The sequence below is a fragment of the Paenibacillus silviterrae genome (assembly GCF_030167925.1).
In the GTDB taxonomy this organism is placed as follows: Bacteria; Bacillota; Bacilli; order Paenibacillales; family NBRC-103111; genus Paenibacillus_G; species Paenibacillus_G silviterrae.
The window spans coordinates 1,963,486-1,987,553 of sequence record NZ_JASKUT010000002.1 but is presented as its reverse complement, the minus strand read 5'-3'; the positions used below and the strand labels follow the sequence as shown (position 1 = coordinate 1,987,553).

Below are 24,068 nucleotides of genomic sequence, written 5' to 3'. Positions count from 1 at the left end.
AACACCCTCTGAACTTTCGCTCTATAGATTATGTGCTCTAATCGGGGACCCAATTTGATAATTTAATTTGCTGAATTCCATTGACACGAAATGAAAACTATGGGAATATTAAATTGATCATTAATATGAATGGCGTTCATTATTATGAACATAAATGAGTCTTCATTATTCCGCCAACTACAGCCCCAGAGAAGCTTGAGCCAATAATTTGTCCAAGAGGTGATCATTATGTCATTTAACAGCTTAATTTTACGATTGGAATTAAATCATGCTAAGCTGAACTTTGGCGACGTCGCTTCAGCGATCAGCCGTGCAGGCGGCGATATTACTTCCATCGACGTCATCCGCCCCGGACAGGATAGTTCCGTTCGCGATATTACTGTGCATGTCTCGGACACAGAGCAGTCCAAGATCGTGGATACTCTCAGGGCAACGGAAGGGATTACGCTGATTAACGTTTCAGATCGTACTTTTCTTGCGCATTTAGGCGGAAAGATATCCATCCAGCCGAATTTGCCTATTAAAAACCGCGATGACCTCTCCCGTGTCTACACTCCGGGTGTCGCTCGGATATGCACATCCATTTCTGAAAATCCGCAAAAGGCTTATTCGCTGACGATCAAAAGAAATACCGTCGCAGTGGTGACTGATGGCACGGCCGTCCTCGGACTAGGCGACATCGGCCCCCACGCGGCTGCCCCCGTTATGGAAGGGAAAGCTATGCTGTTTAAACAATTGGCCGGCGTAGACGCCTTTCCTATCTGTTTGGATACGACGGATACGGATGAGATCATTCGCACGGTGAAAGCCATCAGCCCGATTTTTGGCGGCATCAATCTGGAAGATATCAGTGCGCCACGCTGCTTCGAAATCGAGACCCGGCTTGCGGAAGAACTGGACATTCCTGTCTTTCACGATGATCAGCACGGAACGGCAATCGTGGTCGTAGCCGGGCTTCTGAATGCGCTCAAGGTTGTAGGAAAACGTATGGAGCAAATTCGCGTGGTGGTGAACGGGATCGGTGCCGCCGGAGTATCGATTTGCAAAATGCTGCTTGCTGCTGGAGTAAAGCGGCTTGTTCCAGTAGACCGTGAAGGAGCAATCGTGCGCGGCGAAAGCTATAACAATCCCATGTGGAACTGGCTTGCCCAGCAGCCGCAGGTGGAGTCGGAGCCGGGACCGTTAGATCAAGTCATCCAGGGCGCCGATGTATTCATCGGAGTATCACGGGGTGGAATCCTGCGTAGTGAACATGTCAGAAGCATGACACCTAACAGTATCGTGTTTGCAATGGCGAATCCCAATCCGGAGATTGCGCCGGAGGAAGCAATGCCTCATGTTCGGGTGTTTGCTACAGGCCGAAGCGATTATCCCAACCAAATCAATAATGTGCTTGTATTTCCGGGGCTGTTCCGAGGGGCGCTCGATTGCCGTGCAAGACTTATTAACGAGCCGATGAAGATCGCTGCAGCCCGCGCCATAGCTTCCGTTGTAACGGAGCAAGAGCTTAACGAGCACTATATTATTCCAAGTATATTTAATGAACAAGTCGTTGCCAAAGTAAGGAATGCCGTTGTGGAGACGGCCATTTTGACGGGGGTTTCCCGGAGAATACCGACGGAATTCAGATAAGCTGAAATAAATAAGGTACAGACTTCTCATATTTTTCCTTGAGAGCTGTACCTTTCTTTATTTTGTCCCTGGTATGTGTAAGGACTGATTTATTTCCTTATTTTCCTGCTGTTATCTGCTTTTCACTAAGAGCTCCATAGCTTCTTTGACTACCTGGCTGGTATCTTTTCCCGCTTCTTTTTGCTCCAGAATGCATTGCTCCAGGTTGACCGCTACAATATACGCGATGGCTTTATCGGCTGCGCTGCGAATAGCGGAGAGCTGACTTACAACATCCTTGCAGTTTTTGCCCTCCTCCATCATGTTAAGAACACCTCTAGCTTGGCCTTCCATCCGCTTCAATCTTCTTTTCACATCATCATCATAGATCATTCCATTCACCCTTCCTTAGCTTATACATGTATGGGTATATTATAGCCTTGAATAATTGCAGCTAACAATATGAAAGGAGTGAATTATGGTTTGGCCTTAGATAAACAGGTTTACTTTTCCTTCAGAAGCATCTCCAAGATAAGCAGCCACTCCTGCATATTCGATTCCATCAAGCAGCTCCTCTTGTTGCAAACCCAACAGGTCCATGGTCATGGTACAAGCCACAAGCTTAACGCCTTGCTCCTGTGCCAGCTCGATCAACTGAGGCAAGCTCAGTGCATTATGCTTCTTCATTACGTGCTTAATCATCTGAGGGCCCATTCCGGCATAGTTCATTTTTGATAAACCAAGCTTATTGGCGCCTCGCGGCATCAGTTTGCCGAACATTTTTTCCAGGAAGCCCTTCTTTACAGCTATCGGTTCGTCTTTTCTAAGAGCATTCAAGCCCCAGAAGGTAAAAAAGATCGTAACCTCATGATCGTAGGCAGCCGCCCCGTTCGCTATAATAAAGGCGGCGATCGCCTTATCCAATTCCCCGCTAAACAGTACAATCGTAGATTTTTGTTTCTGTGTCACGTACCATCTCTCCATTTCATTTGCCTATTAGGCCTTCTTAATCCAAAATTTATATACACCGTCTTCTTCCGTATTTTGTACTAGTTCATGTCCTGTACTTTTCGCCCATGCGGTCAAATCATTCTTAGCCCCTTTATCTGTGGCATGTACTTCCAAAACCTGTCCCGATTCCAATTCGTCAATGGTCTTTTTGGTCCTTACGATGGGCATAGGACAAGCTAACCCTTTTGCATCCAATACTTTATGACTATTCATTACGATTTCCTCCTTAATTATCATGAACGGCACAGCGGTTCGGACCCATTTCCATCTCACGCTGCTCCTCTTCACTCGGGTTGATTTTACCCATATTGGTTCGACGGATTTCTTGATACGCCTTAGGCTGAGGCGGCAGGTTTTCCGTAACTGTCTTACGGAACTCCCCCTCATCTTGAATGTTTAAGCCCGGGTTATTCCTGTAAAGATCACCTAGACGACCGGATACAAGCCCGCCTGCTCCAAGCTCCGTTACTTTACCAAAATGGGCAGGGAGAACGACGAGATCGTCAGATAAATTCTTATAACGGCTGTAAAGCGTCTCACGAAGATCTCCGACCCAATCCTGAGCAAGGCCTGCCAGGTCTGGACGTCCGATGGATTCCACAAATAAAATATCTCCGGAAAGCAGGTACTGGTTATCTAGGATGAAAGACGTGGAACCAATCGTATGACCAGGGGAGTAGATAGGCTGAACTACAATGGTTTCATTGCCGACATGAATAGGCTTTCCCTCTTCCAGCGGTTCGTAGCTGAACGTAACCTCTGTCGCATCCTTAGGAGGCAGATGATAGGCTGCACCATATTTCTCAGCCAGGGCGCGCCCCCCGGAGATATGGTCGGCATGAAGATGCGTATCGATGGCGTGAATTAGCTTCGCATTGTTTTCATTCAGAAAGCTATCATATTGGTCAATCATCCGAGTGGAGTCGATAATCGCCGCTTCTCCGCCCGAGAGCACCATATAGGACAAACAGCCTTTGCCGATGCGAACAAACTGATACAGCTCTCCACCGCCGGACAGGTCGGCTACCTTCACCGGCTCAAGATATTCACTCCAGGATTTCATGCCGCCTTCCAGATAATACACATGGCTTCTTCCTGCTTCAGCAATTTGTTCGGCAACAAATACAGAAGAGCCCTCTTTGGCGCATACTACCAGTACGTCCTTGCCATCCGGAATTTGATCGAGCGCCGGATCGACTCCATCGATCAAATCGAAGTAGGGGATGTTGATTATCTCTACGCTTTGTCCCTCGATTCTCCAATCCGCAAAATCCGTTTCGTTACGAACATCCAGGATAAAGAGCTCTTCATGGTTAAGAATCTTTCTTGCCGCTTCTTTGGCGTTCATTTTGTGTATTAGGTTTGTCGTCATTTCGAACAACCTCCTGATGGTTTAATCTCTCTCTATTTCGCCTGTCCACTCCGTCATTCCGGGCAGCACATTCTTGACTTTCGTAAAGCCTTTTTCAGCTAAGGCTTGACAAGCCATATCACTACGGCTGCCGGTACGGCATACGACGTAATACTCCTCAGTGGGATTCAGCTCTTGGATTCGCTGCTCCAGTTCTCCCGCAGGAATGGATATTGCCCCTGGCAGACGACCGAATGCGTACTCCGCCGGTTCGCGAACATCCAAAATGTTTAGTTTCTCCCCGCCCGCCAATTTCAAGTTTATCTCATCAAGGGGAGCCGTAAGAGGATACTTAGCTTCCGCTTTCACCTCGGACGAATCTGCCTTACGGATAAAATGACGATACACTTCGCTTTCTTCCTTTAATCCGATATACTGGTGACCCGTTCGCTTGGCCCAGCTTTGAAGATCGGCAACGGAGCCTTTATCCGTGGCTCTTACCTCCAAAATCTCGCCTGTCTTTATCTCTTCCATGGCTTTTTTGGTACGAACCACAGGCATGGGACATGCCAAGCCAGCACAATCCAACGTTCGATCTGCTTGTAGATTGCTCATGTTACGCATCCTTTCTCGGTATGATTACTGTGTTCACGCATGGTATCTCCTCCATTAGGTTAAAATGATACCAGTCCATATTTTGATGACGGTAGCCACGATAAGAGCGGCCAATATCCATTGAAGAACTTTCGTATTCAGCTTTTTACTAATTTTCGCTCCTATCGGCGAAGCAATCGTACTCGCCGCAACCATGACGATGGACGGGATCAGGAGCATATGGCCCCCCATGAATTTCCCAGCTGTAGAACCGATCGAGGAAATAAAGGTTATAGCGAGCGATGAGGCAATGGCAACTCGCGTCGGTATTTTCAATAGTACTAACATGACCGGAACCGTGATGAACGCTCCTGCCGCCCCGACGATTCCGGAAAGAATCCCGATAACGGCGGCCAATAGGGCTGCGAGCGGCATATTGAACTGCAGCTTCGTATAATCAGCATCCTCATTGGCTTTCTTGGGTAGGAACATCATAATACCCGCTATGAGAGCAAGGATGGCATAAACAAGATTAATTACATCATCAGGCAATAATTTAGACCCGTAGCCACCTACGAAGCTTCCGACGACAATCGCGATACCCATGGATAAAACTAACGATTTATTCATGTAGCCGCCTTTGCGAAAAGCGAACATACCTGCTAATGTTGCGAAAAATACTTGAACCGCACTGATCGCCGAAACCTCTTGAGCCGTAAAAGCTAGATATCCTAAAGCCGGGGGGATGTACAGCAGCATCGGATACTTAATAATGGACCCGCCGATACCGACCATCCCTGAAATGAAGGAACCGGCAAAGCCGATAACGAACAGGGTGATGATCCAACCGAAATCCATAGCGACTCCTTTCTTTGGTGTAAAGGTTGTGTGTTCACTACTCGGCATCATATATACCCTATGGGGTATTATTTTAGGCAAAAAAAATGAATTACATCATGGCCATATTACCTGCATTCCTTTCATCATTTTCGTTTAATACTTATACCCGTATGGGTATGAAAATACTATAGCTCATTTTGTTTTCTTCGTCAACCCCCATAGGTAAACGAGAAGTTATATACGTACATAGCTCTGGTAAAGTTCTCACAGCACGACAAGTACGGATGTCTTTGTTTTTCCCTAGTTCATAATGGCAATAGGATTACAAAGGAAAGGCTGCCCCGGGTCATCTAAGATGACTTGTGGGACAGCCCAACTTCTACATCGTTATTATTGGCCGATAGCCTTCAATACTACATTCTTGGCCACAGCCCAAGCTCCAATGGGTTCGACGGTATAGCTTACTCCAGGGGCTAGCTGTCCCCCGTTCTGAATGTCGAACACCCCAACCGCACCCTTACGGGATTGCAGTCTATATTGAGCGGTTACTTCCGATTGATCGGATCCGATGAGCTTAACGGAGCGGAAGGCAAAGAGTTCATCCTGCGGGTCCTCGGACAGCTGGACATGAATAGTCTTTCCATCTACCTGCGAAGCCGAAGCAATCGTTACCGGTGCGATCTCTTCTGCGATGAAGGAGCCGCTCTTCAGATCAAACCAATCGGAGGTTACGGTGTATTTGAGACCAGGCGTCAGCGCGGCGCCTCCCGGCAGACGGAATTTCGGTTCCTGTTTACCGTCTGTGGATTGAGTAAACCCGACATAGTTAACGGTGACAGGCGTTCCTCCCTCAGGAGTTAACGTCGCCGTACGATTTCTCAAGCTAGAGATGATCTGAAACGGCTGTCCGTCGTAGCTGTTGTTTTCATCCAAGATGAAAGCATCCTTCCCGCGGCCTCCCGCATAGGCGGAAATGATATAACCGTAATCCACCACACCTTCTTCGCGCAGGGATTCTACTTCAAACGTATCGGATGTCACTTGGCGAACCTTATTCATTCGGATCTTCTCATCGCTGGATACAAACGTATGCTGCTGCTTGCCTTTGTAGCTTAGGGTATAGGAAGTATTTGCCGACATAGTCGTTACAGGAACGATGTATGTTTGAAGAGCGCCTGTCTTCAGCCGCGGCTGGTTGACAATGGTAAGGCCGCCGTCAAAGACAAAGTTCTTGGCGGATTCCTCGATGCTCTCATCATTCAGCGTCAGCGGTGCGGAGAACGTCACTTCCAGTGTAATGGCGTTCAGCGCTTTTACGGAAACCACCTGCGCCTCCTGGGAACGAACCGCCTTTCGGGCTAACAGCAGAATCTGGGAAGCTTCCCCGCGGGTGACATGATTCTGGCCGGTGACGATTCCTTTCATCCAATGCTTAATGGACAAGCCATCTCTCTGAAGCGCCTTCGCTAAGGCTGCTGCGAACTCATCCGAGGCTACGGGCTGGTTCGGTTGAAGCTTTCCTTCTTCCAGGATGCCTGAGGCAACCGCTGTATTGATGTAGGAGGTGTACCATTTGTTCCGATGCTCCTGATCCTTCAGGACACTCCCCTCCGTTTGGAGCTGGAGGGAAAGCACGATCATCTTGGCCAGCTCAGCTTGAGTGACCGGCTTCTCCGGCTTCATGCTTTGATCCTCATAACCGTGAAGCACGCCTAATTGAACCATCTCGCGGATCGCCTGCTCCGTCGCGTTCTCGGAAGCCATCACGTTGAAGGGCAGCAACGCGCCTCCTCCAATCGTCGCTGCAATCGCTAAAGCGGTAATCTTCTGCATCGTTTTATTCATATGAATCTTCCTCTCTATGAGCTTGATATGATGTCCTTCATACATTCATGATAGACGATCATTCTAAACTCGCTCATACAGAAAGATTAAATATTTCTAAACAAACTCGAAACTTTTCAATAACAGCCATGATAGCTTATACCGTGAAACGATATCCCGCTCCCCAGATCGTTTCAATAAATTGAGGATTGGACGGATCCGCTTCTATTTTTTCGCGAATGCGCCTAATATGGACGGTAACCGTTGCGATATCGCCTGCCGATTCCAGCCCCCATATTCGTTCAAATAAGTCGTCTTTGCTGAACACACGGTTCGGATTGGCCGCGAGGTAGACCAACAGATCGAATTCTTTGGCGGTGAATATCACTTCCTTGCCATGGATGTATACCCGACGCGACGCTTTATCGATGGTCAATTCGCGTATCCGAATCTCTTCCAAAGCCTTGTTCTTGCCCAAAAAGCGCTCATATCTGGCGAGATGCGCCTTTGATCTGGCGACCAGCTCGTTCGGACTGAAGGGCTTGGTAATGAAATCATCGGCACCCAGGCCGAATCCCCGTATCTTATCGATCTCCTCTTTTTTGGCGGAAACAATCAGTATCGGTACATCCTTGGCCCGGCGAATTTGCCTGCACAGCTCGAAGCCGTCAATCTCCGGCAGCTGCAGATCGAGTATGATTAAATCGTAAGCTCGTTCCAATGCGAGATCCAGCCCTTCGCCGCCGGAATGGCTCATATCCACGGAGAACCCATGCAGCTCAAGGTAATCCTTCTGGAGCTCGGCTATAGCGACTTCATCTTCTATAATCAATATTCGCTGCATCATTCATCACCACTCTTACCCATGATCTTTAATGAGAAGAACATCCTTGTGCCCTCGCCCCATTTGCTCTCCGCCCAGATGCGCCCCCCGTGACCTGCAACCATCTGCTTGGCAATGGCGAGCCCCAAGCCGCTGCCGCCCGTCTTCGCATTTCGCGACGGCTCTCCGCGGTAGAACCGTTCAAAAATATGCGGCAGAGCTTCAGGGGGAATCCCCGGCCCATTGTCGCGAACCTCCACCGTGACTTGATTTTCCTGTACGCTTGTAATAATAACGATACGCTTCTCCGGTTTATCCATATACTTGACGCAATTACCGAGCAGATTCAAGAAGACCCGCTTCAGCTTTTCCCGGTCGGCCATCACCGGCACTTTCGCCTCACGAACACCTTCCCAAACGATCTTGATCCCTTTCTCTTCCAGCTCCAGTTCTGTTTCCTCCACCATATCCCTTACGAACGCTAGGAAATCGACGGTTTCGAAAGAAAAGGGCTCGCGATTCAGGTCCAGCTTGGAGTATAAGAACAATTCATCCACCAGGCGATCCAGGTCCGCTGTTTTCGTATAGATCGTATTGATGTATTTGTCCATTTTCTCCTTCGAATCCGCAACCCCATCCCGAATCCCTTCCACGTATCCCTTAATGGTTGTAATCGGCGTTCTTAAATCATGGGATATATTCGATAACAATTGCTTGCGGTTCTCCTCGTATTGCAATTGAAGCTGAATCGATTCATTCAATTTCTGTCTCATCTTCTCAAAGGTCAGTCCCAGCTGTCCGATCTCATCGCCCGATTCGGGTTTGAATTCGAATTGCAGGTCCCCTTCCTTGATCCGCTCTGCCGATTCCCTTAGCATGTGGATCGGCCGCACAATCGTTCTTGTGACATACCGGTACAGCAGGCCGCTGGTCAGCAGCAGAATGGCCAATAAGACCACAATCAGGATAGGCAGCAGCGTTCGAACGATTTCGGCAAAAGGACTTCTTTCCCTAATGACGAATATACTGCCCCGATCTTGTTCGGAAAAAGGAAAGTCGAATTTCGCATAGGAGAAAAAGCGGCTTCCCACGTTAATGGAATTGCGAATGGAATAGTTCCCCATTTCGTAATCGGGCAGCGCTGTTCCGATGCCCGGCTCCCGGATCGACGGAGATACAAACAATAGGTCTTGATTGTGCCTCACAATCAACCCGGCCTGCACCATTTTCAACTGGTAGTCGTAATCGCCGAGCAGCGCTTTGTTCATTAATTGCCCCGGATTTTCTTTGGCCAAGTATTTCATTTCCATGAAAATCCGTTCTTCCTCTTCCGTTAACGGGTGCAGGGTATAGTGGATATTATAAAAGCGGCTGATGCTCCGGGCATCCCCTGTGACGGCAAACGCAATTAAATAGGCCGTCAGGAAAAAGACGAGCACCGTTACCGCCAGTGTGGTCATAAACGAAATGAGCAGCCGAAATCGAATGGACATGCCTTGGTTCACCCTCCCTTCAAATATAGGAGTATACACCATAATTCTTAACAGAATCTAAACGAAGAAGCAAAAAGAGACGAATTGTTCTAAATCGCTTCTGCTTTTCCTTTTATTGCATAGGAAAGGGGAAATCAGCTAACTCTAACCATAGCTATCCTTAGACAAGGGGATTTTATTCTTGGTGCGAAATGTAACCGATCATAACCTTGATTCGAGCCTGCAGCAAAACGAAGCGCAATTACGTACAGTCTACGCCCATTGCTCCGACGTGATATTTCGTTCCTTTGCAATAGGAGAGGTCAAATCGATGTTAATTTATATCGAAGGCTTATCCGATGCCGAAAGGATCGAGGAATATATCATCGCTCCGCTCATGCGGGAGGAAATCGGAATCCATAATGACCTTCGTCAGTTGGTGGAAAGAAAAATCACAGCATCCAGCGCGACGGAAGTTGCTACAATAAGCGATTGTATCGATCAGCTTTCGAACGGCAATCCTATTCTGCTCCGTGACAACGAAGCCCGCGGCCTAGCGTTCGGTCTCAACAAGTGGGAGAAGCGCGGGGTTGAAGAGCCTTCAGCGGAGGTTGGTGTCCGCGGACCAAGGGAGGGCTTTACGGAAACGCTGAGAACCAACACCTCACAGCTGCGCCGCATCATCAGAAGTCCACAGTTGAAGCTGGAATCCATGACCCTAGGGGAATATACGCAAACGAACATTGTGATTGCCTATATCGAAGGGCTCGCGGACGAAACGCTGATTGAGGAAATAAAAAACCGTCTTGGCAGAATACGAATCGACGGGATCCTGGAAAGCGGCTATATCGAAGAAATGATCGAAGATAACCCGTACTCCCCCTTTCCACAGCTGCTTAGCACGGAACGCCCCGATGTGGTCTGCGGTAATTTACTGGAAGGCAGAGCCGCCATCTTGGTCGCAGGCACCCCGTTTGCTTTGGTTGCGCCTGTGTCCTTTTTCACCCTGCTGCAGGCTGCCGAAGATTATTATCAACGGTTTTGGATCAGTTCCATCATACGATGGCTGCGTTATGGATTTTGCCTGATTTCGCTCTTGCTTCCCGCCCTTTATGTGGCCGTACTGACATTTCACCAAGAGATGGTTCCGGGGGCATTGATCATCAGCATGGCCAGCTCGAGAGAAGCGGTTCCTTTTCCTGCAATAGTCGAGGTACTGATCATGGAAATAACCTTTGAAGCTCTTCGGGAAGCAGGCGTACGTTTGCCGAAGCAGATCGGGGCCGCCGTCAGCATTGTCGGAGCACTTGTCATAGGTCAAGCGGCCGTTCAAGCGGGCATTGTCTCTGCACCCATGGTCATTATAGTGGCGATTACCGGCATTGCCTCCTTCATGATACCGCGTTATGTCGCGGGGATTGCCATCCGGATGCTGCGTTTTCCGATGATCCTGCTGGCAGGAAGTCTCGGATTTCTCGGCGTCATGATGGGAATTATCGCCATCGTCCTTCATCTATGCAGTCTGCGTTCCTTCGGGCTTCCTTACTTGTCCACCTCAAGCACTCCGAAGCTCGGCGAGCTGAAGGATGTCCTGTTCCGAGCTCCCTGGTGGATGCTGGACAAGCGGCCGCGGTTAACCGGATCATTTGATAAGTATCGTCAACGGCCGGGGTTGAAGCCGGGACCGGCCAAAGGGGATGAGTCGTAACAAGGAGCGTGGGGAGCCATGATGTTGGACAAAGGGAAAATTTCAGCTCTTCAAATGGCATTTCTGCTCTATCCGACCATTCTGGCAACCGGCTTTTTGGTTGTGCCGACCGCTTCCGCAAAGCATGCCCAGAATGATCTGTGGATGTCGAGCCTTCTGTCCTTTTTTCTTGGATTCGTTGCCATAACGGCCGCCCATCGACTTCATAGACTTTTCCCCAAGCAGACGATCATTCAATACAGTGAACGCATTATCGGAAAAGCTGCGGGAAGCATCATTGGTCTTGTCTACGTATTGGTTTCCTTTCATGCGACCGGCTCTATCGTCCGCCAATACGCGGAATTTGTGAAAGTCAGTTTTATGTTTAAAACTCCTACCCTGTTAATTGTCGGGACCATGATTTTGTTAGCGGCATTTGCCGTAAGAGGCGGTGTGGAGCTGGTAGCAAGAAGCGCTTTACTTCTTACTCCCATCTTTATGCTGCCGATCGTTTTCCTTCTGCTTGCGATTCCCGATATGGAGATATCCAATATATTTCCAGTATTGAGCCATGGAATCGTCCCTGTCTTAAAAGGAACGCTATTGCCGCAATCGTGGGTATCTCAGTTTTTTCTCATGAGCTTTTTCCTTCCGTGCTTGACCGACCCGGAAAAGGCAAAGAAATGGAGTCTGCTGACCTTGGGAGCTGTAGTTATCAGTATGACATACGTCAACCTCATCGCTTTATTCGTGTTAGGGCCGGATACATCCGATAAAGTATATCCGGTGCTTGATTTGTTTCGCTTAATCAGTATCGCCGAATTTTTCGAGAACTTGGAAGCTTTGTTGATGGCCATGTGGATTGTCGGTAATTTCGTAAAAATCAGCTTCTTTTATTATACCGCCGTTGTGTCCTTAGGACAGTGGTTGAAATTGGAGGACCCCCGTCCTTTCGTCTTTCCGATCGGCATAGTCATCGTAGCCTTTAGCTTTTGGGATCTCCCTGGTTTTATCGAGCTTGGTAATTTTTTGAACACCGTATCTCCTTTTTATTTACCGACGGTATATATCCTAATCCCTATGTTCCTGTTAGCGGCGTCATTGCTGCGCAAGCGAAGCACCGCGGCTTAATACGTATCGGTTGCCATATGCAAAGGGGGATAGAACAGCATGTATGAGAAAGGAAAGATTTCATCCATTCAGATGGCGCTGATGATGTACCCGACCGTGCTTGCCACCGGGTTCATTTCTTTGCCGACGATCTCAGCCCAGCTGGCCGGAAACGACTTTTGGATGACAGGACTTTTCGCTTCTGTGTTTGGAATCATTACGGTGCTTACGGTTACCCGGCTTCACCAGCTATACCCCGGAATGTCTGTCGTACAGTACAGCGAGTGCATTATGGGGAAATGGATAGGGAAACTGCTGGGCGTGACTTATTTTTTATTTTTCACTCGTATTACAGGAATCGTTGTTCGGGAGTATGCTGAATTCGTTACTCATTTCTTATTGACCACGCCGATCCTGTTGATCATGATCTCTATTCTTCTACTTTCCGGCATTGCCATATGCAATGGAGTGGAAGTATTGGCCCGAAGCGCCACTATATTTACTCCCATCTTTGTTATCCCTTTATTTTTCCTATTATTCCTCCTCCCGGATATGGAACCGGGGAATCTGCTGCCCGTTTTAAGTCACGGAATCGTCCCGGTGCTGAAAGGAACAGCTGCCCCTCAGGCCTGGTTATGCGAGCTGTTTCTTATGACATTTTTCCTGCCGTTCCTGACCGATCCGGGCAAAAGCAGAAAATGGGGCTTCCTTTCCCTTAGCGCCATCGTACTAAGCATGACCTATGTCAATCTTATTACCCTATTCGTACTCGGCTTGGATTCAGGCGACAAACTATATCCGATACTCATTGCTTTTCGCTATATCGGTCTAGCCGATTTTTTTGAGAATCTTGAGGCCTTGCTCCTGGTGATGTGGGTGGCCGGCAATTTTATTAAAATCGGAATCTTTCTATACGCGTCCGTTCATTCGTTCACGCAATGCTTGGGAATTTCCGATCATCGTCCCTTTGTGTTTCCTATCGCCATGTTTTGTTTAATTCTGGGATTATGGGACTTTCCGAACTATTCACTTGTCGGAAGCTACTTGGCCGCTGTCGTACCGTTTGAAGTTCCCTTGCTCTTGCTTCTTGTACCGCTGATCCTTTTGGCTGTGTCCACACTTCGCCGAAAACATGCAGCAACCGAAGGGGGTCCATCCACATGAGGAAATATATAAGCACCTTTTTGCTTATTCCTTTACTTACTCTCCTCTGCGGCTGCTGGGATCGAACAGAGCTTAACGATTTGGCTCTGGTTACGGTCATGGGCTTTGATAAAGGGGAAAACAACCAAGTTCTTGTATCGGCCCAAGTCATTATCCCGCAGAACCAAAGCGGGGCGGCCGTGGCCGGAGGCGGCAGCGGCGGAAGTGGCGGCAGGCGGACCATTATGCGCTCGGAGCAAGGAATCAATATCGCTGATGCTTTGTCCAAGCTGCAGCGTAAGCTTCCCCGCAAATTGTTTTGGGGACAATGCAAAGTTTTTATTTTCAGCGAGAGCTTGGCCAAGGAAGGAATACAGGAGCATTTCGATTTTTTGGTTCGGCATCCCCAGCCGAGAGAGAGGGCTTACCTATTTGTAAGTAAAGGAAAGGCAGCGGATATTCTAGAACTGTATCCTCCTATCGAAAGATCAACATCGGAGGTTTTGCAGGAGCTGTCCAATCTCCAGAACAATTTGAAGGTGACAATGGAGCGGCTAAGCATCCTGCTGAAAAGTGAATTTCAATCGTTTGCACTCCCCCTGATTACGATCCTCCCCGAAGCCAAGTCGTCGCAGCCGTTTCAAACGATCGCGTATATTTACGGCAGCGCCATTTTCAAACAAGGGAAGATGATCGGTGAAATGACGGAAAAATCTACGCGCGGCATCCTATGGCTTAAGAATGAAATCACGGAGTACACCGTTACCTACAAAACGCCGGAGGAGGAAGGATTCATCTCCTTAAGACCGGTGAAGGGAAAAGTGAAGCTGCTGCCAAGAATCGAAGGAGAACAGTGGAAGATGATGGTAAAGGTTACAACGGAAGGAAGCATTGAACAGAACGGTACGAATCTGAACCCTTTGGATCCGGACTTATTGGCTCTAATGGAAGCATCCATGGAGAACGATATCAGGGAACGAATTCAAAAAACGCTTCAGGAAATCCAGCAGCATTGGAAGGCGGACGTTGTGGACTTCGCCAAAACGTTTCATATGAAATATCCTAGGCAGTGGGAAGCGGTTAAGGATCGGTGGAATGAAAAATTCCCGGAGATTGCAACCGATGTCCAAGTGGAGGCACATATCCTTCGTCCCGGACTTGTTAATGCCCCCGGCGGTCTGCCTAAAGAGGACGTGAAAAACAAATGAGATGGTCCTTTTTCACAATCGCAACCATCGCTACCTTGATCATTTGGAAATGGGAATGGTCGAAAATGAAAAAAAAGCCGGCATGGGATCGGGGTGTGTTCGTATCGTTTCTCCTTCTGGTTTGGGTTCTATCCATGTTCGATTTACCGAATACACCCGGTCCCAGAACCCTGCTTCAATTCCTATATAAGCCCCTGAAGGGATTACTGGAGCCTTAGAATCAACGAATAGCGAAAACAGCCGCTTACAAACCGAAGCAAGGCTGCTGATTTGCGATCAGCAGCCCTGCTTGGTTTAGCGGTCTGTTACATACCTTTATTACTTTTTGTATTGCGCGTTAAACTCATCCATAATCTTCTGACCGCCGTCATTTTGCCATTTCTTCACAGCTGCTTGGAAGCCGGCTTCGTCGATTTTGCCCAAGATGAATTGGTACGTAGCGTCCTTGATCTGCTCTTGCAGACGGGCGCCAGCTTCGGAATACGTTTTGGATTCAAGCGCTGCTGTAGGGTCCGTCACCATGAACTTTTCCGCTTCGTTAGACAGGGTGTTGGACTTCTCGTGAACAGGCAGTGCATAGTAAGCCGGTGTTACGTTGGTCGTATCCGCCAATGCCATGTTCAGATAAGGACGAACTTCTCTTTCGATAAGCTTCGCATCTGTCGAAGGAACAACCTTGCCGTCCTTCAGGGTATAGTGCTCTTCCTTCAAGCCGTATTTCAACAGGTCGGCGATTTCCGGAGAATAAAACTTATCAAATACGCCCAGAATGGCCTTCAGCTCTTGCTCTGTTTTCACCGAGGATTTCGGGAACAGCATAACCGTACCGTAACCGGAGAGTCCCCAGGTTACTTTCTTGCCATCTTTGCCAACGATATCGTTCGTTACTTCGAAGGTAGCTTCCGGAACGTTTACTTTTGTTTTGTCCTGCATGTTTTTCACGTCGCCCATCGTACCGATGTACATTCCGGAGCGGCCGGAATAGACGAGATTTTGCTGATCGTTTTTGCTCGTTACAGGGAAGTCTTGGTTGATCAAGCCTTCATTGTAAAGCTTCTTCATGTATTTCATTGTATCCATATAGCCCTGGGTCATGAATTCCGGAACCAGCTTGCCGTCCTGAACCCCCCAGTTGTTAGGCGTTCCGAAGTACATAGAGAGCGTCTTAAAGGAACCGTAGACTAAGTCATTGCGGTCTGCCAAAGGAATCGTCTTGGCTCCGCCGAGTCCCGCATCCTTGAATTTTTTCAGCATGTCATAGATATCGTCAACCGTCTTCGGAGGAGCAATGCCGAGCTTGTCAGCCCAGTCCTTACGGTAGATCAATCCGGCACGTGCAGGCTGGCGCTCTTGATACAGTGTATAGATCTTGCCTTCTACCGCGGTATTCTTAAGAACTGTCTCGTTTAATTTACTCAGGTTCGGATAATCCTTCAGCAAAGGTCCGATTTCCCAGAATTGTCCGTCCTTAATAGCGTCGCGCATCAGAATGAAGGATGCAGCGTTCTTCAAGTAAACCACTTGCGGCAGCGTTCCTGTTGCGAAGGCAGCTTGGTACTTCTCGTCATAAGAGCCGTCCGGGACCCATTGAATGGTCAAGTCAGAGTTGGTTTTTTCCTCCAGAACCTTCTCCAATTTATCGGAAGGAACCTCAGGAGTCTGCAGGTTCGCCATGATGCTGATCTTAACAGGACCCTTCTGTGCTTCATTCGATGCTCCAGCATTGGAATCGGGCTTTCCGCTACAGCCGGCCAGCAAGGAAACCGCCGTCACAGCTGAGAGGAACACGGTTGCTTTTTTGTTTACCATGGTCAGTGACCTCCGTCTTGTTGTTGTTATTTCGTCAGCCACATCATAGTTCACCTTCAAGCATTACGTACATAATCAGCTGATTAGTTTTCGGTTAAATAGGGGAAACGAGCCGGATAGAACGTTTTTTCCGCTACAAATTTGTCACACTATTGTATCCTGCCGGCTGCTTAAACATACCCTCGCAATAGAGCAACACCCTAGGCCTGCGGCAAAAAGCACACTCCCCTACCGATGATTGGACGAAACTTCTCAAGCTGCACCCGGGCCGGCATTTCCTTGATAATCATTTCATTATGTTCGTGAAAAAACGACCTTTCTTAGGTGCAAGAATGGTCGTTCCAGATAAAAATTTAGGATATGGCTCTTATCAGTTGAGGCAATGCTTCGCGAACCGGAGTTACCGGACGTCCAAGCAGTTTTTCGAAATCGTTGCTTTCGACCGCCAGATTACCTTCCCTAATCCCTTGCTGAATTCCGACGAGGAACGGGATCACAAAGTCCGGCACTCCCGCATTCTTCATGATGTCGGCGTAAGCGGTGTCGTCGACCTGCTGCACAGGGACTTCCTTGCCGAGAACGGCTCCTATCGCCGATGCCAGTTCTTCCTGCGTCAGTAATGGACCTGACAATTCGTATATCGTATTCTCGTGTCCGTCTCCGGCCAATACGGCTGCTGCCGCTTCCGCATACTCTTGTTGCAGTGCCCAGCCCACCTTACCGGCCCCTGCAGAGGTCACCCAAGGCGCTCCAGCCCGTATTCCTTGAATCCCTGCTGTTTCATTCTCGAGATACCAGTTATTCCGCAGGAAGGAATAGGGGATCCCCGTTTTCAAGATGGCCGCTTCCGCAGCTTGGTGCGGGGGAGCCAGGAACATCTTGCTATCGCGGGCATTTGCCAGACTGGTATAAGCAATAAAGCCGACGTTCGCACGGGCAGCTGCCTCTACGGCATTCGTATGCTGGCGAATTCTCGTTTCGTTATCACCGTCTGCGGAAATGATCAATAGCCTGTCAATTCCTGCAAATGCCGCATCCAAGGTTTCCGGGCGGTCAAAGTCCCCTTCCCGGACGTCAATCCCGCGATCGCGGAGCCCAGCTGCTTTCTCCGGATTCCGAACACTTACTGCGAGCTGGTTTGCCGGCACGGATTTCAACAGCGTCTCTACAACCTTGCTCCCCAATTTGCCTGTTGCGCCTGTTACTAAGAACTTCATGATTCATTCCTCCTGATTTTAGATGTAATCATAATAGTTATAACAATATTTGTTACAACTTGGATATAGATAAAAGCTCGAATGAGCTTTTACTTACTTGAACTTATGAATAAGGTGCTCTAACGTCGTTTGTGCAAGCCTCTGTTCCATTACGAGCTGAGCATCCTTCAATTCCTCTTGAAGGACATGCTCGATATTCCGCCCAACCGGACAATGAATGTTGGGGTTCTCGTGAATGCGAAACAGCTGATTCTCCTCCGTTACATTTACGGCACGATATACGTCAAGGAGCGTAATCCGGTCGGGATCCTTGAGCAGAGTGGCTCCTCCGACCCCGGGACGAACGTCTACTAATCCCGCTTTCTTTAGCATGCCCATAATCCTCCGTATGACCACGGGATTGGTATTCACGCTGCCCGCTATATAATCACCGGTACAATCCTTCGGACTGACTGCGATCAGGGAAAGAGTATGCACAGCAATCGAAAAGCGCGTACTGATCTGCTTCAATCTATATCACCACCGTTGTAACCATTATAGTTACTACACATCATCTTGTCAATGAAGCGGACCCCAAGGCTGAGACTTACACCGATAAATACACCTTCTGGCCCACTTGAATAGGACCTGGCTGCTTTACACCTGCGTAGAGACCGAAGCTCACATCCATTTCCTCATAAACTCTCTTCAAAAGAGACACATCCCGTTCCAGAGTATCCGGATTGATCGTGATCACCGAGCATCGTTCACAGAACGATTGAATTTGCAGTACGGCACCGCCTAAACTCAATTCCTTGCCGATCCAATCGCTTTCATCCATCGTGGCATCGTCTATAGACACAACCAAGTTGGCTCTAAAGCGCCGATGATCCAGGCTTCTCCCCCATAAAGCTTCAAGCTTGCGCAGCGAAGAGTCCGTAACAATATGGATACTGGCTGCATCTACAGACATCAAGTCAGGGTTCTCCGGATTCTGTGCCCTGTAACTCGTCATGGACATTTTTTTACGGGAGAATCTTTGCATCTCCTCTAGCAATTCTTCATTCCAGATAAAGGTATGTCCGCTCGGTGACATTACACAAACTCCCTCCTCTGTCAGTTGGGCTCGATAAGCGAGCATCCTAGGGATATCTCTGGCCGTGATATAGCTGTCCCAGCCTTCCCTAGCTTCATCAACGAAAGCGCAAAAACGGTCCCCATACAGCCCATACTTTTCTATAAGGCAAGCTTCCAGGCTTTCCCCTGCGAAGGATTTCACAGGATATCGGTATATTTCACGAATTTGACCCACCGGTACGGACAAGACCATTCCCCCTTACTCATCTGTTTACATTTCTGATTCTATTTGGTAAATTCATCTAAATTGCTGATAGAGGGGTGCCCTTCATTGAGAATCAAGCTCTGTACGTCCTTGCTCTTCGCCGGTCTAGTCCTGTTCATGCTCCCAAACAACCAAGTGAACGCCTTATCCTGCGCGAGGGTAGACGATCATCAAGAAAGACTGGAAACTTTCGGGGGAGCCGTATACGGCGAAATACTGCAAAGCAAAGATGATGTTAAGCAAAAAGGGATTATCGGCCCCAAGGAGTATGCTAGATATATCTTGGTAGAGGTCAAGCGAAGCTGGGGCATCGTGCTGCCCTCTCAAATTATGGTGTCAACGGATTTTACATGGGGATTCCCGTTTGAGAAAGGCAAAGCTTATCTGATTTATGTACAGGCATCGGATGGGGAGCTTGTAAGCAGCCCGTGCAGTCCTGTGAAAGAAATCCAAAGCCTGGATCAGCTCGACATAGCATTCGGCAAGGGGCAGGCACCCGTGAAACAGATACATATCGAATACAAGATGTGGTTTAAAACCGTTAAGGATTACGATCTATTGATCATAGCCGGCGGAACGATAGCGATGCTTCTGATCGTCTTTCTTAGTATAAAAAGGCGAAGTGGGAACGAGTGTTGACCTACAAGCTTGAGAACTATTCATCATCATCCTGTGCTACTTTAAAAATGTGGCCATTGATATCACGAAAGCTATATTCGCGTACTCCCCAGGGCTTCCGTTCCAGTGATGTTACGATGTCAACGCCTCTGGCAGCATGATGGCCGTATATTTCATCTATGTTTTGAACAAATAAGTAAGAATGTACCCTATACGGCTGAAAGGAAGCTTGTACATCCAGATGAAGCTCTACATCCCCGCATCGAATGGCAGCATATCCGTTGTCGTCCCAAACCCATGCCACCTCAAAGCCAAGAACGTCACGATAAAACGTAAGAGAGTCATCCATGTTCAATACAGGTAAAACCGGAACATGGCACTGAATGTAACCCATGCTTAAACACTTCCCTTCCCGCTTAGTTTTTCACCTCGGAGAAATGCCAGCAAACGCCCGCCGGATCAATGACATGAATTTCACGTCTCCCCCAAGGGTACAATGTCGGCGGCTTCACCTTTATCGGAAATGTATTGGCAAGGTCGCGGTCTTGCATATGCTTCCACCATCCATCCAGATCCTCGACAAGCAATTCTACCATATAATTATTCTGAAAATCCTGGTTATGAAAATTTTGAAGAAAGAAGTCCTGCTCATTCATTCGAAACAGACTGAGTCCGTTATCCGAATAGATCTTCTCGAATCCGAGTGCTTCAAAAAAATGCTGAGCCAGCGTATAATCCGCTCCTGACGGTATGAATGGTCTTAGCTTAATCGCCTTCATATATTTTCCTCCTTGCCTCTTCATATTCTAGCCTTTCCATAGTCATTATAGCAGGGTTGGAAGCATAATACCCCAAGCCCTTCATATATTTCCAGCCTCTGGACAAACTAACAAAACTCAGGTTACGGGAGGAAGGGATACGATGATCAGCAGGGAGGAGCTGTCACAAGCTATTCAAGCTCAGCGCTATTCCAAGGATTTAAAGGTGGAAGAGCTTGATAACGGCCGCATCGGGATGACATTGTACTACCTCCAGTCCGTATGCGACTTGAATTTGATTCATAAGAATCTCTCCGCACCCTTCCTGGAATGCGATACGTCCCAAAGCTTCACGGCGGTATTGCATTCCCAGCTGCAGTGCTCGCAGATTACGAAGCTTGACCGCATTCTACCCGCCTTGCTTGAGGGTCAGGCCATTATCCTTTTCGAAGGACAGCTCCATGGATTATCGGTTAAGAAAGCCGGAGCTACGAAGCCTAACGATTCCGTTAATGAAACAACCGTACAAGGCCCGCAATCAGGATTAAGCGAAGATCTTATGACGAACATCAGCTTTATTAGGGAACGGTTTCCCTCCCCTGAGCTGCAGGTTCGGGAGCAGAAGGTGGGCCGACTTTCCCAGACGAAGCTCGCTTTGCTATATGACCGGAAGCTGGTGAATCAAAACGTGCTTATGCAGCTTGTCCGGAAGCTGGGCGACATTCAAGCAGACATGGTACAATCCGTGGGCCAGCTGGAGGCACTGCTGACCTGCCAGAAGCTTCGCCTGTTTCCGGTGATGCTGCTTACGGAAAGACCGGACCGAATCGCCTTGAATTTATCCCAAGGGAAAATCGTCATTCTTATGCAGGGATGTCCATTTGGTGTCATTGCTCCCGTTGTGTTCTATGACTTCATGTCCGCAATGGATGACATCTACCAATCGTCCTGGATCAGCAGGCCTCTCATTCTGCTTCGCTATGTGGCTTTAGCCATTACCATCCTGCTGCCGGCCAGCTATGTAGCCATTGTTTCCTATAATCCGGAAATTTTCCGTGTGCAGTTCGCGCTGTCCATTGCCGGAAGCCGCGCGGCGGTGCCGTATCCGTCGTTTTTTGAAGTGCTGATCATGCTCTTTTTGATTGAAGCTCTGGTAGAGGCAAGCATCCGGCTCCCCCGGTATATCGGCTCAACCGCGACCACAGTCGGCGGCTTGATCCTTGGACAAGCGGCACAGCAAGCGGGACTTGTCAGCAGCATCATGATTATTATTGCATCCGCTGTGGCCATTTCCAACTTCGTAATACCGATCAACTCGATGAGCTTCGCCATCCGATTTGTGAAATACCCGCTGATTGTTCTGGCTATTTTCTTCGGAATCGTAGGAGTCATCTCCGGCCTGTTCTGCTTTCTTCTTTATTTGTCCGGCATCAAGAGCTTTGGGGAGACCTATTTTCGTTTATTTACCCGCGAATCCTCACCTTCAGGCTATAAGGGGAGCTGATGCATGAGCCGCTATTTTTACTATCCGATTATCGTTTGCATGCTGATCAACACCATCATCTACGTGCCGAAGGTGCTCATGGAAGCCCGGTTTACGGGAGCCATCACCGCCATGCTCATCGCCATCCCGCTGGGTACCTTGCTTGCTTCTATTTTTGCAAAGGCCATGAACCGGTTTCCCGGTAAAGGTTTGCCGGAAATTCTGAAGGCTCATACCCCTTCTTGGATTTGCATTCCTATCCTGCTGTTTCTTGGCTTTATGTGGTTCTCTGCAGGCTCCATCGTGTTGGTATCGTATGCCTTAATTACGAAGAGATTTATTAACCCCGACTTGCAAATGTCGGTGCTTCTCGTATGTTTTATTCTTGTGGGCTGCTGGTCTGCTACACGGTCGTCCGAGTCTATTCTGAACGTCATGGAAATTTTGATTGTGCTTAGCTCTCCATTGGTTATGTTCATCAGCTATAAGGCTTTTACAAGCGAAAGCTTTGATTGGGACGCCATTTTGGTGTTTACCGATTATGCATTCAAGACGCCTTCCCTGATGACATTGGCCGCGGCAACGTATTTGTTTACCGGATATGTGTGTCTCGCCGTATTTCACCGGTTTTTCCAAGAATCCAAGCCGATCCGCTATTTCTGGGTGATACCTATCATCGGTTTCCTGGTATGCCTTACCACCTTCTTTATCCCGATCGGGCTTCATGGGACCCAGGCCGTGGAGAAGTACGTCTATGTATGGGTCAGTACGGCGGATTCCCTTCACATGAAGTACGGGTTTATTGAGCGGGTGCTGTTTGTCTTTTTGATGCTGTATATCATGTTATGCCTGCTCTTTATTGCGTTGACCTGGCATATTGCTACGGAGCTCATCCGGAGTGTATCGACAAAGGAATCCTTATTCGTGAAGTGGCTAATCGTAGCATGTATCGGTGCTGTAACTTACTTGTACGGCTCAACCTTCAACGAAAAACAGCTTACCTATCTTGCCGAGCAGTGGCTGATTCTCCGTCTGTTTGCCGAGCTGGGACTGGTCGGGATCATGATCTATATAAGCAGGAGGAAGAAGCATGCGCAGTAAACGATGGATCGCCTCGCTGCTGCTGTTGTTTCTGTTATCCCTTACGGGCTGCGGATTTAAAGATATCGACAAACGCTTTTTCGCCGTAGCTATCGGCGTGGATAAAGGAAAGGATTATCGTTATAAGGTAACATTGAAGCTGGCGATCCCTTCGCCGAAAATTGAACCGGGAAGCGAGGATTTCCAGCTCGTCAGCAGAGAAGCCAACTCTATCTCGGAAGCGGTTCGAATGATGAAATCGGATGTTGATAAGGAATTTGATCTCGGGCACGCCAAGGTGTTTCTCATAAGCAATGACATCGCGCAGAAAGATATTCTGGATACCATCGACTGGGTCTTCCGTCGGCGGGATATTCAGCGGGTTGCCTATCTGGCTATCGCGGAGCCGAGCTCGGAGGAAATACTTAAGACCAGTCCGAAGTCCGAACGAATTCCTGCGAACTCCCTGTTCCTGGCCTTGGGTAAGGAGGGAACGGAATCCTCCTATCTTGTGCCGGAGTTCAATTACGATTTCTATAACCGTTTGCTGGAGCTGGGGAAGGACCCTTACCTTCCCATTATCCGCAAGAAAGGAAATTTGTTCGAAATTAACCGGGTCGCCTTATTCGATAAAGAGAAGCTCAGGCTTGTACTCAGTCCCGATGAAACCCGCATTTTCAACCAGCTTGTCCGTAAGGACAGCCGATTTGAGATCCGAGTGGATGAAGCCCGCTTTACGCTCTCCATACAGAATTTTAAGTACAAGTATAAGCTGAATACACCTAAGGAAGGCAGGCCTTCCATCGTCATGGATGTGAGAATGAAAGGTCTTGCCGAGGAAGCCGTCGGGAATTTGTATGACCAGGATTGGAAAAAGCTCGAGGAGGCCGCCGGAGAAGCTGTGCGGAAGCGTTACCTAAGGGTCCTGGAGAAGCTGAAAAGCCATGGCCTGGACCCTGTCGGCTTCGGTCTTCGCTATATGGCAACGCACCATGACGGTGAGAGGGAGTATGAAGACTGGAAGAGGTTATATCCGGATATGGAATTTAACATTCAGGTACAAGTGACCATAGAAGGAACCGGAGTCATAGAGTAAGAGCAAATACGG

The 24,068-nt window shown here is 48.4% G+C and carries 24 protein-coding genes; 9 read left to right on the top strand and 15 right to left on the bottom strand.

The features are described from left to right. Window positions 1–228 precede the first annotated feature (228 nt). Window positions 229–1,632 (top strand): NAD-dependent malic enzyme, encoded by a 1,404-nt coding sequence (locus QMO62_RS31695; RefSeq protein WP_284646467.1) that lies wholly within the window; start codon window positions 229–231, stop codon window positions 1,630–1,632. Between the two features lie 111 nt (window positions 1,633–1,743). On the opposite strand, the gene QMO62_RS31690 is transcribed toward QMO62_RS31695, so the two are convergent. From QMO62_RS31690 to QMO62_RS31650, 9 genes are all read right to left on the bottom strand, one after another. Then, complete coding sequence (locus QMO62_RS31690; RefSeq protein WP_284646466.1) at window positions 1,744–2,004, bottom strand: metal-sensitive transcriptional regulator; 261 nt, start codon at window positions 2,002–2,004, stop codon at window positions 1,744–1,746. Between the two features lie 96 nt (window positions 2,005–2,100). Continuing rightward, complete coding sequence (locus QMO62_RS31685; protein WP_284646465.1) at window positions 2,101–2,595, bottom strand: DsrE/DsrF/DrsH-like family protein; 495 nt, start codon at window positions 2,593–2,595, stop codon at window positions 2,101–2,103. Window positions 2,596–2,607: 12 nt separating this feature from the next. Beyond that, a complete protein-coding gene (locus QMO62_RS31680) occupies window positions 2,608–2,835 on the bottom strand; it encodes a sulfurtransferase TusA family protein (RefSeq protein WP_284646464.1) in 228 nt (75 codons plus the stop codon). A gap of 13 nt (window positions 2,836–2,848) precedes the next feature. Continuing rightward, entirely contained in the window at window positions 2,849–3,994 is a 1,146-nt protein-coding gene (locus QMO62_RS31675) for an MBL fold metallo-hydrolase (protein ID WP_284646463.1), read from the bottom strand. A 21-nt stretch (window positions 3,995–4,015) separates the two neighbouring features. Further along, window positions 4,016–4,597: a sulfurtransferase TusA family protein gene (locus QMO62_RS31670; protein WP_372516750.1), complete on the bottom strand. Its 582-nt coding sequence runs from the start codon at window positions 4,595–4,597 to the stop codon at window positions 4,016–4,018. A gap of 45 nt (window positions 4,598–4,642) precedes the next feature. After that, window positions 4,643–5,425: a sulfite exporter TauE/SafE family protein gene (locus QMO62_RS31665; protein ID WP_284646461.1), complete on the bottom strand. Its 783-nt coding sequence runs from the start codon at window positions 5,423–5,425 to the stop codon at window positions 4,643–4,645. A 372-nt stretch (window positions 5,426–5,797) separates the two neighbouring features. Then, on the bottom strand, window positions 5,798–7,252 hold the full coding sequence (locus tag QMO62_RS31660; RefSeq protein ID WP_284646460.1) for an S-layer homology domain-containing protein: 1,455 nt from the start codon (window positions 7,250–7,252) through the stop codon (window positions 5,798–5,800). 136 nt (window positions 7,253–7,388) lie between these two features. Next, the gene (locus QMO62_RS31655) at window positions 7,389–8,078 is read right to left on the bottom strand and encodes a response regulator transcription factor (RefSeq protein WP_284646459.1); all 690 of its coding nucleotides are present in this window, start codon (window positions 8,076–8,078) and stop codon (window positions 7,389–7,391) included. Next, the gene (locus tag QMO62_RS31650) at window positions 8,075–9,547 is read right to left on the bottom strand and encodes a sensor histidine kinase (protein WP_284646458.1); all 1,473 of its coding nucleotides are present in this window, start codon (window positions 9,545–9,547) and stop codon (window positions 8,075–8,077) included. The genes QMO62_RS31655 and QMO62_RS31650 overlap by 4 nt, the downstream gene beginning before the upstream one ends. A 172-nt stretch (window positions 9,548–9,719) precedes the next feature. On the opposite strand from QMO62_RS31650, the gene QMO62_RS31645 reads away from it, so the two are divergent. Genes QMO62_RS31645 through QMO62_RS31630 form a run of 4 tightly spaced genes read left to right on the top strand, consistent with a single transcriptional unit; the run spans window position 9,720 to window position 14,674 of the window. After that, window positions 9,720–11,234 (top strand): spore germination protein, encoded by a 1,515-nt coding sequence (locus QMO62_RS31645; RefSeq protein ID WP_372516760.1) that lies wholly within the window; start codon window positions 9,720–9,722, stop codon window positions 11,232–11,234. 18 nt (window positions 11,235–11,252) lie between these two features. Further along, entirely contained in the window at window positions 11,253–12,344 is a 1,092-nt protein-coding gene (locus QMO62_RS31640; protein WP_284646457.1) for a GerAB/ArcD/ProY family transporter, read from the top strand. Between the two features lie 39 nt (window positions 12,345–12,383). Then, window positions 12,384–13,487, top strand: a complete 1,104-nt coding sequence (locus QMO62_RS31635) for a GerAB/ArcD/ProY family transporter (protein WP_284646456.1) — start codon at window positions 12,384–12,386, stop codon at window positions 13,485–13,487. Then, a complete protein-coding gene (locus QMO62_RS31630) occupies window positions 13,484–14,674 on the top strand; it encodes a Ger(x)C family spore germination protein (protein ID WP_284646455.1) in 1,191 nt (396 codons plus the stop codon). Before QMO62_RS31635 ends, QMO62_RS31630 begins: the two co-directional genes overlap by 4 nt. Window positions 14,675–14,992: 318 nt before the next feature. Here the strand turns inward: QMO62_RS31630 and QMO62_RS31625 are convergent, their stop codons facing one another. From QMO62_RS31625 to QMO62_RS31610, 4 genes are all read right to left on the bottom strand, one after another. Continuing rightward, window positions 14,993–16,483: an extracellular solute-binding protein gene (locus QMO62_RS31625; protein ID WP_284646454.1), complete on the bottom strand. Its 1,491-nt coding sequence runs from the start codon at window positions 16,481–16,483 to the stop codon at window positions 14,993–14,995. Between the two features lie 353 nt (window positions 16,484–16,836). Continuing rightward, the gene (locus QMO62_RS31620) at window positions 16,837–17,700 is read right to left on the bottom strand and encodes an SDR family oxidoreductase (protein ID WP_284646453.1); all 864 of its coding nucleotides are present in this window, start codon (window positions 17,698–17,700) and stop codon (window positions 16,837–16,839) included. Window positions 17,701–17,793: 93 nt separating this feature from the next. Beyond that, entirely contained in the window at window positions 17,794–18,210 is a 417-nt protein-coding gene (locus tag QMO62_RS31615) for an Rrf2 family transcriptional regulator (protein ID WP_284646452.1), read from the bottom strand. 76 nt (window positions 18,211–18,286) lie between these two features. Then, window positions 18,287–19,003 carry an MOSC domain-containing protein gene (locus QMO62_RS31610; RefSeq protein ID WP_284646451.1) on the bottom strand — a complete coding sequence of 239 codons (717 nt, stop codon included), beginning with the start codon at window positions 19,001–19,003 and terminating at the stop codon, window positions 18,287–18,289. 84 nt (window positions 19,004–19,087) lie between these two features. Between QMO62_RS31610 and QMO62_RS31605 the strand changes: the two genes are divergently transcribed. After that, entirely contained in the window at window positions 19,088–19,660 is a 573-nt protein-coding gene (locus QMO62_RS31605) for a hypothetical protein (protein WP_284646450.1), read from the top strand. A gap of 16 nt (window positions 19,661–19,676) precedes the next feature. On the opposite strand, the gene QMO62_RS31600 is transcribed toward QMO62_RS31605, so the two are convergent. Together QMO62_RS31600 and QMO62_RS31595 are read right to left on the bottom strand one after the other, a co-directional pair. After that, on the bottom strand, window positions 19,677–20,033 hold the full coding sequence (locus QMO62_RS31600; protein WP_284646449.1) for a VOC family protein: 357 nt from the start codon (window positions 20,031–20,033) through the stop codon (window positions 19,677–19,679). 22 nt (window positions 20,034–20,055) lie between these two features. Next, on the bottom strand, window positions 20,056–20,418 hold the full coding sequence (locus QMO62_RS31595; protein ID WP_284646448.1) for a VOC family protein: 363 nt from the start codon (window positions 20,416–20,418) through the stop codon (window positions 20,056–20,058). A 142-nt stretch (window positions 20,419–20,560) separates the two neighbouring features. Here QMO62_RS31595 and QMO62_RS31590 point away from each other — a divergent pair, with 142 nt between their 5' ends. The 3 genes from QMO62_RS31590 to QMO62_RS31580 are packed head-to-tail and all read left to right on the top strand — an operon-like array spanning window position 20,561 to window position 24,056. Further along, the gene (locus QMO62_RS31590) at window positions 20,561–21,901 is read left to right on the top strand and encodes a spore germination protein (RefSeq protein ID WP_284646447.1); all 1,341 of its coding nucleotides are present in this window, start codon (window positions 20,561–20,563) and stop codon (window positions 21,899–21,901) included. A gap of 3 nt (window positions 21,902–21,904) precedes the next feature. Continuing rightward, window positions 21,905–22,981, top strand: a complete 1,077-nt coding sequence (locus QMO62_RS31585) for a GerAB/ArcD/ProY family transporter (protein ID WP_284646446.1) — start codon at window positions 21,905–21,907, stop codon at window positions 22,979–22,981. Beyond that, window positions 22,971–24,056 (top strand): Ger(x)C family spore germination protein, encoded by a 1,086-nt coding sequence (locus QMO62_RS31580; RefSeq protein WP_284646445.1) that lies wholly within the window; start codon window positions 22,971–22,973, stop codon window positions 24,054–24,056. The genes QMO62_RS31585 and QMO62_RS31580 overlap by 11 nt, the downstream gene beginning before the upstream one ends. Window positions 24,057–24,068: the final 12 nt, after the last annotated feature.

Bases quoted from the DNA above. Each gene is read 5' to 3' on its own strand.
- QMO62_RS31695 (WP_284646467.1), top strand. From the start codon at position 229: ATGTCATTTAACAGCTTAATTTTACGATTGGAATTAAATCATGCTAAG.
- QMO62_RS31690 (WP_284646466.1), bottom strand. From the start codon at position 2,004: ATGATCTATGATGATGATGTGAAAAGAAGATTGAAGCGGATGGAAGGC.
- QMO62_RS31685 (WP_284646465.1), bottom strand. From the start codon at position 2,595: ATGGAGAGATGGTACGTGACACAGAAACAAAAATCTACGATTGTACTG.
- QMO62_RS31680 (WP_284646464.1), bottom strand. From the start codon at position 2,835: ATGAATAGTCATAAAGTATTGGATGCAAAAGGGTTAGCTTGTCCTATG.
- QMO62_RS31675 (WP_284646463.1), bottom strand. From the start codon at position 3,994: ATGACGACAAACCTAATACACAAAATGAACGCCAAAGAAGCGGCAAGA.
- QMO62_RS31670 (WP_372516750.1), bottom strand. From the start codon at position 4,597: ATGCGTAACATGAGCAATCTACAAGCAGATCGAACGTTGGATTGTGCT.
- QMO62_RS31665 (WP_284646461.1), bottom strand. From the start codon at position 5,425: ATGGATTTCGGTTGGATCATCACCCTGTTCGTTATCGGCTTTGCCGGT.
- QMO62_RS31660 (WP_284646460.1), bottom strand. From the start codon at position 7,252: ATGAATAAAACGATGCAGAAGATTACCGCTTTAGCGATTGCAGCGACG.
- QMO62_RS31655 (WP_284646459.1), bottom strand. From the start codon at position 8,078: ATGATGCAGCGAATATTGATTATAGAAGATGAAGTCGCTATAGCCGAG.
- QMO62_RS31650 (WP_284646458.1), bottom strand. From the start codon at position 9,547: ATGTCCATTCGATTTCGGCTGCTCATTTCGTTTATGACCACACTGGCG.
- QMO62_RS31640 (WP_284646457.1), top strand. From the start codon at position 11,253: ATGATGTTGGACAAAGGGAAAATTTCAGCTCTTCAAATGGCATTTCTG.
- QMO62_RS31635 (WP_284646456.1), top strand. From the start codon at position 12,384: ATGTATGAGAAAGGAAAGATTTCATCCATTCAGATGGCGCTGATGATG.
- QMO62_RS31630 (WP_284646455.1), top strand. From the start codon at position 13,484: ATGAGGAAATATATAAGCACCTTTTTGCTTATTCCTTTACTTACTCTC.
- QMO62_RS31625 (WP_284646454.1), bottom strand. From the start codon at position 16,483: ATGGTAAACAAAAAAGCAACCGTGTTCCTCTCAGCTGTGACGGCGGTT.
- QMO62_RS31620 (WP_284646453.1), bottom strand. From the start codon at position 17,700: ATGAAGTTCTTAGTAACAGGCGCAACAGGCAAATTGGGGAGCAAGGTT.
- QMO62_RS31600 (WP_284646449.1), bottom strand. From the start codon at position 20,033: ATGGGTTACATTCAGTGCCATGTTCCGGTTTTACCTGTATTGAACATG.
- QMO62_RS31595 (WP_284646448.1), bottom strand. From the start codon at position 20,418: ATGAAGGCGATTAAGCTAAGACCATTCATACCGTCAGGAGCGGATTAT.
- QMO62_RS31590 (WP_284646447.1), top strand. From the start codon at position 20,561: ATGATCAGCAGGGAGGAGCTGTCACAAGCTATTCAAGCTCAGCGCTAT.
- QMO62_RS31585 (WP_284646446.1), top strand. From the start codon at position 21,905: ATGAGCCGCTATTTTTACTATCCGATTATCGTTTGCATGCTGATCAAC.
- QMO62_RS31580 (WP_284646445.1), top strand. From the start codon at position 22,971: ATGCGCAGTAAACGATGGATCGCCTCGCTGCTGCTGTTGTTTCTGTTA.